Raw genomic sequence first — 13,128 nt, 5'->3', positions numbered from 1 at the left:
CCATTAAAAAATTATTATAGATGTGTTGGAGGGAATTGAGTATGTCAGCAAAATGGGAAAAACAAGAAGGTAATGTTGGAGTACTTACTGTTGAAGTTAATGCTGAAACAGTGAATAAAGGATTGGACGATGCATTTAAAAAGGTTGTTAAACAAATTAACGTACCTGGATTCCGTAAAGGGAAAATGCCGCGTCAAATGTTCGAAAAGCGTTTCGGAGTAGAATCACTTTATCAGGATGCTCTTGACCTGATCCTGCCTGAAGCTTATGCAAATGCGGTAGAGGAAGCTGGTATTTTGCCGGTTGATCGCCCGGAGATTGATGTAGAGCAAATGGAAAAAGGAAAAGAACTTATTTTCACTGCTAAAGTTACAGTTAAACCAGAGGTTAAGCTTGGTGAATACAAAGGCTTAAAAGTGGAGAAACTTGAAACAGAAGTAACAGAAGAAGATGTTGCTGCTGAGCTTAAAACGATTCAGGAGCGTCAGGCTGAGCTTGTTGTAAAAGAGGAAGGCTCTGTAGAAAATGGCGATACTGTTACACTTGATTTTGAAGGATTTGTAAACGGGGAAGCCTTTGAAGGCGGCCAGGCAGAAAACTACTCACTTGAAATCGGTTCTGGCTCATTCATTCCTGGCTTCGAAGAGCAGCTTGTCGGTCTTTCTGCTGGAGATGAAAAAGATGTGGAAGTTAACTTCCCTGAAGAATACCACGCTGAAGAGCTTGCAGGAAAACCTGCTGTATTCAAAGTGAAAATTCATGAAATCAAAGCGAAGGAGCTTCCTGCGCTTGATGATGAATTCGCAAAGGATGCAGATGAAGAAGTGGAATCTCTTGAGCAGCTTAAAGAGAAAACAAAAAATCGCCTAGAAGAGCAGAAGAAAAATAATGCTGAAGCGACTTTACGTGATTCACTTTTAGAACAAGCTTCTCAAAATGCTGAAATCGAAGTGCCTGAAGCCATGATTACAACTGAGGTTGACCGCATGCTTCAAGAATTTGAACAGCGTCTTTCATCACAGGGAATGAACCTTGAGTTATACTTCCAGTTTAGCGGACAGGACGAAGAAGCATTACGCACTCAAATGAAAGAAGATGCTTCAAAACGTGTTCGTACAAACCTGACACTCGAAGCAATTGCTGATGAAGAAAATATTACTGTTACAGAAGAAGATGTAAATAACGAGCTAAACAAAATGACTGAACAATTTGGTATGTCACTTGACCAAATTAAAACAGCCCTTGGCGGATCTACAGAAGTACTTGAAAATGATTTAAGAATTCAAAAAGCAATCGATTTTCTTGTAGAAAATAGCCAACCTGTTGCATAATAGTATATAAGAAGCTGCAAGGCGCGAAATAGTTCGTGCCTTGTTTTCTACATATAAACCTTGATATTACATAGTCCGCTGGACAAAAATTACGAAATCCATATTCTGCAGTATATGTTAGTTTCGTCTGCTACAACCCTGTGGTACAATTCATATCACAGACAGTCTTTGGTAATAAGGGGTCTTCCCGAGCATAATAATTGCCATTTTAGTACATCACAAGTATGATGTTAGTTTGAAACAAGGGGTGAAATTAATGTTTAAATTTAATGATGAAAAAGGACAGCTTAAATGTTCTTTTTGTGGAAAAACGCAGGAACAGGTTCGTAAATTAGTAGCCGGGCCTGGCGTTTATATTTGCGACGAATGTATTGAGCTTTGCACAGAGATTGTGGAAGAAGAGCTGGGTACTGAAGAAGAAGTAGAATTTAAGGACGTTCCTAAGCCAAAAGAAATTCTGGGCATTTTAGATGAATATGTAATAGGACAGGAAAGAGCCAAGAAATCGCTTTCTGTAGCCGTCTACAATCACTACAAACGGATTAATTCCAACAGCAAGGTTGATGACGTAGAGCTCTCAAAAAGTAATATTTGTCTAATTGGACCAACAGGTTCCGGTAAAACCCTCCTTGCGCAGACACTTGCAAGAATTTTGAACGTTCCTTTTGCAATTGCAGATGCCACTTCTTTAACGGAAGCAGGCTATGTAGGAGAGGATGTTGAAAATATTCTGCTTAAACTGATTCAGTCAGCAGACTATGATGTTGAGCGTGCGGAAAAAGGCATTATCTATATTGATGAAATTGATAAAGTTGCCCGTAAATCTGAGAACCCATCAATTACACGTGATGTCTCCGGTGAAGGCGTTCAGCAGGCACTGCTTAAGATCCTTGAGGGAACAACAGCCAGCGTTCCACCGCAGGGCGGCCGTAAGCATCCTCATCAGGAATTTATCCAGATCGATACAACGAATATCCTTTTCATCTGCGGCGGCGCATTTGACGGTGTAGACCAAATTGTTAAGCGCAGACTTGGACAAAAGGTAATTGGATTTGGCTCTGACCCGAATAAAGGGGACATTAAAGAAAAAGAACTGCTTTCCAAGCTGGTTCCGGAAGACTTATTGAAATTTGGTCTGATTCCTGAGTTTATCGGACGTCTTCCTGTTACTGCTACACTGGAGCAGCTCGATGAGGAAGCGCTAGTTTCTATTTTAACAAAACCAAAAAATGCATTGGTCAAGCAATATCAAAAAATGCTTGAGCTTGACGATGTGAATCTTGAGTTTGAGGAAGAAGCCCTTCTGGAAATATCCCGCAATGCAATTGAGCGGAAAACAGGAGCACGCGGACTGCGCTCAATTATTGAAAACATTATGCTGGATGTCATGTTTGACCTGCCATCGCGTGATGATATTAAAAAATGTATTATTACGAAGGATACGGTTGAAAGAAACGAACGTCCAATCCTCGTTCTGGAAGACGGAACGAAAATCGGACCTAGTGACGAACAAAAAACATCTGCCTAATGATATGATTCTGGAGGCTGACTCGTTAGACCCACTATCGAGTCAGTTTTTTTTGCCATTATGAGCGGATATGATGGATGCTGGACCTTAGAAAAGGGTACAGTAACTACATCTTAAAAATTTGATTTTTGTAATTTTAAAACCGTTTTTTGACTTGGATGGAAATGCTTCAGGTCTTTAGCGTAATGGAGGTGCAGCAATATGTCAGATAAAACAAATTATACCGTCCCGCTCCTGCCGCTGCGGGGCCTGCTGGTATATCCAACGATGGTTCTGCATTTAGATGTAGGACGGGAGCGCTCTGTACAGGCGCTTGAAAAAGCCATGATGGATAATCACTTGATTTTTCTTTCAACACAGAAGGACATGACAGTAGATCAGCCGGATCAGGCGGACCTTTATTCAATGGGAACCTTAACAAAGGTTAAGCAGATGCTAAAGCTGCCTAACGGAACCATTCGGGTGCTTGTTGAGGGTCTCGAACGGGCAAAAATCACGTCATTTCTTGAAGAGGATACCCATTATACAGTAGAGGTGGAATCATTGCCTGACTCCCCTGATAAATCAGCAGAGCTTGAAGCTCTTATGCGTACACTGGTGGATTATTTTGAGCAATATATCAGCCTTTCCAAAAAGGTTTCCACTGAGACATTAAATACGGTAACGGATATTGAGGAGCCAGGAAGACTTGCAGATATTATTGCTTCTCATCTGCCGTTAAAGCTTAAATTAAAACAGGAGCTTTTAAATACCACAGATATTAAAAAACGCATTACCCGGGTAATTGAGACCATTAATAACGAAAAAGAGGTTTTAAGCCTGGAGAAAAAAATCGGGCAGCGTGTTAAAAAATCAATGGAGCGCACTCAAAAGGAATACTACCTGAGAGAGCAGATGAAAGCGATCCAAAAAGAGCTGGGTGACAAGGATGGCAAAACAGGCGAGGTTGCTGATTTAGCTAAACGGATCAAGGATGCTGAAATGCCTGAATCGGTTTTGAAAATTGCTATGAAGGAATTAGACCGCTATGAAAAAATCCCTTCCACTTCAGCTGAAAGCTCTGTAATCAGAAATTATATTGATTGGCTGATTACCGTCCCATGGATGAAGTCAACCGAAGACGATCTTGATATTAAACGTGCCGAGGACATTTTAAACAGAGATCATTATGGTCTTGAAAAAGTTAAAGAGCGCGTATTGGAGTATCTGGCTGTCCAGCAGCTGACACAATCCTTAAAAGGACCGATACTATGTCTTGCCGGCCCTCCGGGAGTTGGTAAAACGAGCTTAGCCAGATCCATTGCTGAGTCAATCGGAAGGAAGTTTGTACGGGTCTCACTTGGCGGGGTAAGAGATGAATCCGAAATACGCGGACACCGCAGAACATATGTAGGAGCGATGCCGGGAAGGATTATTCAGGGAATGAAAAAAGCCTCAACAATCAACCCTGTTTTCCTGCTTGATGAGATTGATAAAATGTCAAATGATTTCAGAGGCGACCCTTCTTCAGCAATGCTCGAGGTCCTCGATCCTGAGCAAAATAATTCATTCAGTGATCATTATCTCGAGGAACCATACGACTTATCAAATGTTCTTTTTATTGCAACGGCAAACAATTTATCCACCATACCCGGACCATTGCGCGACCGGATGGAGATAATTAATATTGCCGGTTATACGGAGCTTGAAAAAATAAATATTGCAAGAACGCATCTTCTTCCAAAACAATTAAAAGAGCACGGTTTAAATAAAAGCAAACTTCAGATGCGCGATGAAGCAATTCAGGAAATCGTCCGTTACCATACCCGTGAAGCAGGCGTGCGCGGTTTAGAAAGACAGCTTGCTGCAATCTGCCGTAAAGCGGCTAAGATCATAGTCGGTGGAGAGAAGAAACGTGTTGTCGTAAAAGAAACAACTGTTTCTGATTTTCTTGGTAAAAGAAAATTCCGTTATGGCCAGGCTGAAACAGAAGACCAGATCGGTGTCGCTACCGGACTCGCTTACACAACAGTTGGCGGGGATACTCTCCAAATTGAAGTTTCTTTGTCACCAGGTAAAGGCAAGCTTGTTCTTACTGGTAAGCTTGGGGATGTTATGAAAGAATCTGCGCAGACTGCATTTTCATTCGTACGCTCTAAAGCCCGGGAATTAAATCTTGAAGAGCAGTTTCACGAGAAATATGACATCCATATTCACGTGCCTGAGGGAGCTGTGCCAAAGGATGGTCCTTCAGCAGGGATCACCATTGTTACAGCGCTGGTTTCAGCCCTTACAAACCGTCCGATCAAACGGGAAATCGGGATGACAGGTGAAGTAACACTCCGTGGCAGGGTCCTTCCAATTGGAGGGTTGAAGGAGAAAACATTAAGTGCCCATCGTGCGGGATTAACCACGATCATCATGCCGAAAGATAACGAACGGGATATTGATGATATTCCAGAAAGCGTACGAAGTGAACTAACGTTTATACCTGTTTCTCATGTGGATGAAGTTCTTGAGCGTGCATTAGGAGACAAAAAATGAAAATAACGAAATCAGAAATTGTGATAAGTGCGGTAAAACCAGAGCAATACCCGGAGGGCGAGCTTCCTGAGTTCGCTCTTGCTGGGCGTTCTAACGTAGGGAAATCATCGTTTATCAATAAAATGATTAACCGAAAATCCTTAGCGAGAATATCCTCCAAGCCTGGAAAAACGCAGACGCTTAATTTTTATCTGTTAAATGAACTGCTCTATTTTGTGGATGTCCCGGGATACGGCTATGCAAAGGTTTCAAAGTCTGAAAGAGCTGCCTGGGGAAAAATGATTGAAACATACATGACAGACCGCAAGCCGTTAAAAGCAGTTGTCCTGATTGTTGACCTCAGACACCCTCCAACTAAAGACGATATTATGATGTATGACTTTTTAAAGCATTTTGATATCCCCTGTCTGGTTGTGGCGACGAAGGCGGACAAAATTCCAAAAGGCAAATGGCAAAAGCATTTAGCGGTTACAAGAAAAGCTCTTCAAATTGAAGATGGCGATGCATTGATCCTGTTCTCATCGGAAACAGGTCTTGGTAAAGATGAAGCGTGGAAATTTATAACTGACTATATGAATGATTAGAATAATAATAGTAAAACCCCGTTATCCTTAATAGGAGAGCGGGGTTTTTTAAATGATGAAATAAACGAAAATTACCCTTTATTCAGGTTTTAATATTGACTTCATAGGTAATAATAGCTAGAGAACGTAACATTCTGGAAAATGAGCTGAACAGTTGAAACGGTGCATGCACTTTGGTACGCTGAATAAGGATATATATTGTTGCATAGTTGTGCGACTCTGGAGAATTTTCGGAGACTATGCAAAAACGTGGCTAATGCAGTCGAAACTGGTTTCAAGTTATGTTCACAATTGGAATAAAGTATCGATTATTAGCATGTTATAATAGAAGTAGTGATTACATTCTGGGGGTGTCTTTCAAAACATGCACATTTTAGTGGTAGGATTGAATTACAAAACGGCCCCTGTTGAGATAAGAGAGCGTCTTTCTTTCCAGGAAGCGGATCTCCAGCATGCGATGGCGTCTCTGCAGACGAAAAAAAGCATATTGGAAAACGTGATTGTATCGACATGTAACCGTACGGAAATCTATGCAGTCGTTGATCAGCTTCATACAGGTCGTTATTATATTAAAGAATTTCTAGCAAATTGGTTTGGTATTGATAAAGAAGAATTCAGCCCTTATTTATTTATATATGAAAAAGACGGTGCTATGGAGCATCTATTTAAGGTAAGCTGCGGACTCGACTCCATGATCGTCGGGGAAACTCAGATACTTGGACAGGTCCGCAAAAGCTTTTTGGGAGCCCAGGAAGTAGGGGCTACCGGAACTGTATTCAATGAACTTTTTAAACAGGCAATTACACTTGCGAAAAAAGCACATTCGGAGACCGATATCGCGTCTAATGCTGTTTCAGTTTCGTATGCTGCTGTTGAGCTTGCCAAAAAAATATTTGGCGACCTGAACAAAAAGCATGTATTAATTCTTGGTGCAGGGAAAATGGGCGAGCTTGCTATTCAAAATTTACAGGGCAGCGGTGCAACTCAGATTACTGTGATTAACCGTACATTTGAAAAAGCTCAACTGCTTGCAGCCAAATTTAATGGAAAAGCGAAGCAGCTTCGTGAATTGCAATGCGCATTAATGGAAGCAGATATTCTTATCACTTCCACTGGCTCCAAAGAAGCTATTATTGATAAAGAGCTAATGACGCATGTAGAGAGTATGCGCAAGGGACGTCCGTTTTTTATGGTAGACATCGCGGTTCCGCGTGACCTTGATCCCTCTATTAATGAATTAGAGAACGTATTTTTATATGATATTGATGATTTGGAAGGAATCGTGCAGGCAAATCTTGCTGAACGCAAGCAGGCTGCTGAAGCGATTGAAATTATGGTTGAAGAGACCATTGTTAATTTTAAAGAATGGCTGAACATGCTGGGAGTTGTGCCTGTTATTTCTGCTCTTCGTGAAAAAGCACTTGTCGTCCAGGCGGAAACAATGCAGAGCATTGAACGCAAAATGCCGAGTCTGACTGATCGCGAACGAAAAATTTTAAACAAGCACACAAAGAGTATTATAAATCAGCTGTTAAAGGACCCGATCTTACAGGCGAAGGAACTGGCTGCTTTGCCGGACGGAGACGAAAAGCTTGAGCTCTTTATGAAAATCTTTAATCTTGAAGAACAGGTAAAAGGCACACTGCAGGATTCTGAGATAAATAAAGAAGCTGACTGGATGATTAAGCAGCAGCCAAAGCTTTCCTTACAGCCCTAAACGAGGGATAACAGATGACTGAACTAACGATGACCCGCTTGCACGAGATAATGATTATCCTTTACGCAGTAAGTGTACTGTTGTATTTTATGGATTTTTTACAGAAAAACCAGAAGGCTAACAGACTTGCCTTCTGGCTTTTAGCTATTGTTTGGGTTCTTCAGACCGTTTTTTTGTTTTTCTATATGACCAGAACTGGCAGATTTCCTGTGTTAACACTTTTTGAGGGAATTTATTTTTATGCATGGGTGTTGGTCACACTGTCATTAGCGATTAATCGTCTAATGCGTGTGGACTTCACCGTTTTTTTTGTCAATGTAATTGGGTTTATATTCATGGCCATCCATACATTTGCACCTATTCAGGTTTCAACAAATGCAGCAGCCGAGCGTCTGATGTCTGAACTATTGCTCATTCATATTACAATCGCCCTGCTGTCCTATGCAGCTTTTTCCTTATCGGTCGTATTTTCAGTGCTGTACGTATTGCAATACCGTTTGCTGAAGCAAAAAAAGTGGGGGCAGAAACTTCAAAGAATTACAGACCTGTCACGTCTTGAAAAAAGTTCATTTATTTTAAATGTGATAGGCTTTCCAATGCTCCTGCTCAGCTTGATCCTCGGAGTTCAATGGGCCGTCATCACATTGCCTTACATGATCTGGTATGACGTGAAAATTGTAGGGTCATTCCTGATCCTCACCATTTACGGAGTATTTTTATATATGAAAGCAGGAAAGGGATTGACCGGGAAATCCTTGGCTATGCTGAATATAGCAGCATTCCTTTGTCTCCTAATCAACTTCCTCCTCGGCAGCAGATGGTCCTCCTTCCACTTTTGGTATATGTAATGTAAAAGCGGAAACAGGCGTTAAGGGGCGACAAGCATAAGGCAGCCCGCACACATAGGCGCTCTTTGCCTATTGGGCGGGATGACTTATGACTCGAGCCCCTGCCTGCTGGAGCTGGATAGAGTAAAGCGGAAACAGGCGTTAAGGGGCGACAAGCATAAGCCACCCTGCACTAGTAGGCGCTTTTTGCCTACTGGGCAGGGTAGCTTATGACTCGAGCCCCTGCCTGCTGGAGCTGGATAAAGTAAAAGCGGAAACGGGCGTTTAGCTCCGACAGACGTAAGACAATCAGCCAATCAGGCGCTTTTTGCCTGAATGGCTGAGTGGCTTACGATCCGAGGAGCTGCCCGTTGGAGCTGGATAGAGTAAAAGCGAAAGGCGCTCGTTCAGCCCCGACTAGCATAAGGCACGGTGGCCAAGTGGACGCCCTTTGTTCACTGGGACATCGTGACTTATGACTCAAGGCCTGCATCTGGGAATTAAAGCTCATAAATAACAAAGATCAAAGCGATATACATAGGAGGAAAACCGATGAGAAAAATAATCGTGGGTTCACGCAGAAGTAAATTAGCAATGACACAAACGAGATGGGTAATTGAGCAGCTAAAATCAATTGATCCTTCCACAGAATTTAAAATAAAAGAGATTGTTACAAAAGGAGATCAAATTCAAAACGTCATGCTTTCAAAGGTTGGCGGAAAAGGTCTTTTTGTAAAAGAAATTGAGCAGGCAATGCTTGACGGAGAAATTGATATGGCAGTTCACAGCATGAAGGATATGCCGGCTGAACTTCCTTCGGGCTTAACAATAGGAAGTATCCCTGTAAGGGAAGATGCCCGGGACGCCCTAATTTCTGAAGGCGGAAAAAAACTTGATGAGCTTCCGGCAGGCGCGATTATTGGCACGAGCAGCCTCAGAAGAAGCGCCCAGATATTAATGAACCGGCCAGACCTTAAAATCCAGTGGATTAGAGGCAATATTGATACACGTTTAAATAAGCTGAAAACTGAAAACTTTGATGCCATTATTCTCGCAGCAGCCGGATTATCCAGAATGGGATGGTCTGAGGATATTGTTTCTGAATTTTTAGAGCCGTCCGTGTGTCTTCCAGCAATCGGGCAGGGAGCACTATCGATTGAATGCCGAGAAAACGATGCGGAGCTGCGCTTGCTGCTGGATCAATTTACTGACCCGGAAACAGAGGTTACTGTATTAGCTGAGCGTGCTTTCCTTCATAAAATGGAAGGAGGCTGCCAGATTCCGATTGCCGGCTTTGCTAAGCTTGACGGAGAGAATGTTTCGTTAACTGCACTTGTCGCTTCCCCTGACGGTCAAACAGTTTACAAAGAAGTTGTTACAGGAAAAGACCCTGTTAAAGTGGGAGTTGAGGCTGCTGCGATATTAACTGAACAAGGGGCAAAAGCGCTGATTGACCAGGTTAAAGCTGAACAAGAAGGTCAGTAAAAATGTCTTATTCCCTGAACAATCATAGCATTTTAATTACAAGACCTTATGAAGCAGCATGTAAGGATAAAGAATTGATTGAAAGCTATAAGGGAAAAGCATTGTTAATCCCTATGATTGAGACGCATCCGATCAAAAGCTATAATGAAGTAGACATTCTAAGCTCTTTATCCATGTATAACTGGATCGTATTTACAAGCAGAAGAGGCGTCAGCTACACACTTAAGCTTCTAAAAGATAAAGGTCTGCTATGGAATCTGCATAAAATGAAAATTGCTGTAATTGGAAAGAAAACAGCCAACCTGATTGAAGAGGAAGGGTTTACTGTTTCCTTTTGTCCTGAAAGCTTCAGGGCGGCTGATTTTATAAAGGAGTTCCCCTTTAAAAAAATAAGAGGAGAACGTATCCTTTTTCCTCAAGGTAATTTAGCAAGGGATTTACTTGTAAAAGCGTTTAGTGCACATGGTGCAGAGTGTGACAAATGGGTGATTTATAAGACCTTTAATCCTGACCAAAGCAAAGAAAGGCTTCTGCAGGCGTTTGAAAGAAACGAATTTGACATCGCTGTTTTTGCAAGCCCCTCTGCTGTAAGGAATTTTAATGAAATCGCACGGGGAAACCCTGAAGTCTATCAGCATCTGCTTGATGGCAAATGGCCGCTTGCAAGCATAGGTCCAACCACAACAGAGGAGCTGAAACGAGTGGGTCTTCGTGTTGATATCGAACCGCAAACCTATACAATGGAAGAGATGCTAAAGGAAATAATAAGCTATATTAAACATACCGGGAGGGGCTTTAAATGAAAGATTTACAGTTTGACCGGCACCGCCGCCTGCGCTCGTCTGACTCGATGCGTGCATTGGTACGTGAAACCCGGCTTCATAAAGAAGATTTAATCTATCCGCTATTTGTAGTAGAGGGGGAAAATATCCGCAGCGAGGTTTCTTCCATGCCGGGTGTATTTCACGTCTCGCTTGATGGCGTACTTGAAGAAATCAAGGAAATCGTAAGTCTTGGAATAAAATCGATTATCTTATTTGGTGTTCCAAAAGAAAAAGATCCTCTCGGCAAACAGGCCTACCATGATCATGGTATTGTGCAGGAAGCTACAAGACTGATTAAAGCGGAAGTTCCGGAGCTTGTCATTATCGCAGACACCTGTCTTTGTCAGTATACGGATCATGGCCATTGCGGAGTGATTGAAGACGGCAAAGTGCTAAATGACCCTACACTTGATTTATTAGCACGAACAGCAGTAAGTCAGGCAAAAGCGGGAGCGGATATCATTGCTCCTTCAAATATGATGGATGGATTTGTAGCAGCCATCCGTTATGGTCTTGATGAAGCAGGATATCATGATATTCCCATCATGAGCTATGCCGTTAAATATTCTTCAAGCTTTTACGGCCCATTCCGTGATGCAGCTCACAGTTCTCCGCAGTTTGGAGACAGGAAGACTTATCAGATGGACCCTGCTAATCGAATGGAGGCTCTTCGAGAAGCTGAAAGTGATGTGAATGAAGGTGCAGACTTTTTAATCGTCAAGCCCGCCCTTTCCTATCTCGATATTATGAGAGATGTAAAAGATCGTTTTCCTCTTCCGTTAGTTGCTTATAATGTCAGCGGTGAATATTCAATGATTAAAGCTGCTGCTCAAAACGGCTGGGTTAATGAAAAGGAAATTGTGATGGAAAAGCTGGTAAGCATGAAGCGTGCCGGAGCAGATCTTATCATCACTTATCATGCCAAAGACGCAGCGAAGTGGCTGACAAACTAAACGATTTCAGGAGGTAATTTTATGCGATCTTATCAACAATCCAAGGAAGCATTTGCAGAAGCTGAGAAATTGATGCCAGGTGGCGTAAATAGTCCGGTTCGCGCCTTTAAATCAGTCAATATGGATCCTATTTTTATGGAAAAAGGAAAAGGATCCAAAATTTATGATATTGATGGCAATGAGTATATTGACTACGTTCTTTCCTGGGGGCCATTAATTCTAGGTCATGCACAAGAAGAGGTTGTAAAAGCTATTCAAGAAGCTGCAGCTGGTGGAACAAGCTTTGGAGCGCCGACGACTCTTGAAAACAAACTTGCCAATCTCGTTATTGACCGCGTGCCATCTATCGAGAAAGTCAGAATGGTCTCTTCCGGTACAGAAGCGACGATGAGTGCACTGCGTCTGGCTCGAGGTTTTACCGGCAGAGATAAGATCGTGAAATTTGAGGGATGTTACCATGGTCATGGGGACAGTCTCCTGATCAAAGCAGGTTCCGGTGTAGCAACACTTGGGCTTCCGGACAGCCCTGGTGTACCGGAAAGTGTAGCAAAAAACACGATAACTGTTCCTTATAATGACTTTGAGTCCATTCAATATGTATTTGATGAATTTGGTAGTGATATAGCGGCAGTTATTGTTGAGCCGGTTGCTGGGAATATGGGTGTAGTGCCCCCTGTGGAAGGATTTTTAGAAAAGCTGCGCAGCCTTACAGCTGATCATGATTCATTGCTGATTTTTGATGAAGTTATGACAGGGTTTCGCGTAGGATATAACTGCGCCCAAGGTCATCTTGGCGTAACGCCTGATTTGACCTGCCTTGGGAAAGTAATCGGAGGTGGTTTGCCGGTGGGAGCTTTTGGCGGCCGCAAGGAAATTATGGATCAAATTGCGCCGACAGGACCGATCTATCAGGCAGGTACATTATCCGGTAATCCTCTGGCTATGACAGCAGGGTATGAGACTCTTTCCCGGCTGACACCTGAATCCTATGAGTATTTTGTTAAACTGGGCAACAGATTAGAAGAGGGCTTTACGGATCTTGCAAAGCAATATGACATTCCTCACAGTGTTAATCGCGCGGGGTCAATGCTTGGCTTTTTCTTCACTAATGAAAAAGTAACAAATTTTGATCAGGCAAAATCCTCTGATTTAAAGCTGTTTGCTGAATTTTATGCTCACATGGCGGATAATGGTGTGTTTTTACCGCCGTCTCAATTTGAGGGCTGGTTCCTATCTTCTGCACATACAGAGGAAGATGTGGAAAAAACCCTCACCGCTGTTGAAGCTTCCTTTAAAGCAATTAAATCTAAATAAGATAAAAATAGTCTCCTAAAAGCTGGAGGCTATTTTTTTGCT

The 13,128-nt window shown here is 42.3% G+C and carries 10 protein-coding genes; all 10 read left to right on the top strand.

Annotated elements, in window-relative coordinates:
* Positions 1-41 precede the first annotated feature (41 nt).
* The 10 genes from tig to hemL all read left to right on the top strand — a co-directional run bounded on the left by tig (position 42) and on the right by hemL (position 13,086).
* Entirely contained in the window at positions 42-1,331 is a 1,290-nt protein-coding gene (gene tig / locus C4B60_RS05755; RefSeq protein ID WP_104057054.1) for a trigger factor, read from the top strand.
* 256 nt (positions 1,332-1,587) lie between these two features.
* Positions 1,588-2,859, top strand: a complete 1,272-nt coding sequence (gene clpX / locus C4B60_RS05750) for an ATP-dependent protease ATP-binding subunit ClpX (RefSeq protein ID WP_104057053.1) — start codon at positions 1,588-1,590, stop codon at positions 2,857-2,859.
* A 201-nt stretch (positions 2,860-3,060) separates the two neighbouring features.
* Positions 3,061-5,382 carry an endopeptidase La gene (gene lon / locus C4B60_RS05745; RefSeq protein ID WP_104057052.1) on the top strand — a complete coding sequence of 774 codons (2,322 nt, stop codon included), beginning with the start codon at positions 3,061-3,063 and terminating at the stop codon, positions 5,380-5,382.
* Positions 5,379-5,966 carry a ribosome biogenesis GTP-binding protein YihA/YsxC gene (gene yihA, locus C4B60_RS05740; RefSeq protein WP_104057051.1) on the top strand — a complete coding sequence of 196 codons (588 nt, stop codon included), beginning with the start codon at positions 5,379-5,381 and terminating at the stop codon, positions 5,964-5,966. Before lon ends, yihA begins: the two co-directional genes overlap by 4 nt.
* Before the next feature lie 364 nt (positions 5,967-6,330).
* Positions 6,331-7,683, top strand: a complete 1,353-nt coding sequence (hemA, locus tag C4B60_RS05735; RefSeq protein WP_104057050.1) for a glutamyl-tRNA reductase — start codon at positions 6,331-6,333, stop codon at positions 7,681-7,683.
* Between the two features lie 14 nt (positions 7,684-7,697).
* Complete coding sequence (locus C4B60_RS05730) at positions 7,698-8,531, top strand: cytochrome C assembly family protein (RefSeq protein WP_104057049.1); 834 nt, start codon at positions 7,698-7,700, stop codon at positions 8,529-8,531.
* A 531-nt stretch (positions 8,532-9,062) separates the two neighbouring features.
* Complete coding sequence (gene hemC / locus C4B60_RS05725) at positions 9,063-9,995, top strand: hydroxymethylbilane synthase (protein WP_104057048.1); 933 nt, start codon at positions 9,063-9,065, stop codon at positions 9,993-9,995.
* A 2-nt stretch (positions 9,996-9,997) separates the two neighbouring features.
* Positions 9,998-10,798 carry a uroporphyrinogen-III synthase gene (locus C4B60_RS05720; protein ID WP_104057047.1) on the top strand — a complete coding sequence of 267 codons (801 nt, stop codon included), beginning with the start codon at positions 9,998-10,000 and terminating at the stop codon, positions 10,796-10,798.
* On the top strand, positions 10,795-11,772 hold the full coding sequence (gene hemB / locus C4B60_RS05715) for a porphobilinogen synthase (RefSeq protein WP_104057046.1): 978 nt from the start codon (positions 10,795-10,797) through the stop codon (positions 11,770-11,772). The genes C4B60_RS05720 and hemB overlap by 4 nt, the downstream gene beginning before the upstream one ends.
* Before the next feature lie 21 nt (positions 11,773-11,793).
* Positions 11,794-13,086 (top strand): glutamate-1-semialdehyde 2,1-aminomutase, encoded by a 1,293-nt coding sequence (gene hemL, locus C4B60_RS05710; protein WP_104057045.1) that lies wholly within the window; start codon positions 11,794-11,796, stop codon positions 13,084-13,086.
* Positions 13,087-13,128 lie beyond the last annotated feature (42 nt).

It is taken from the genome of Jeotgalibacillus proteolyticus (assembly GCF_002926065.1).
In the GTDB taxonomy this organism is placed as follows: Bacteria; Bacillota; Bacilli; order Bacillales; family Jeotgalibacillaceae; genus Jeotgalibacillus; species Jeotgalibacillus proteolyticus.
Note: the sequence above shows the minus strand (reverse complement) of the source record. Positions and strands in the feature narration are given on the sequence as shown.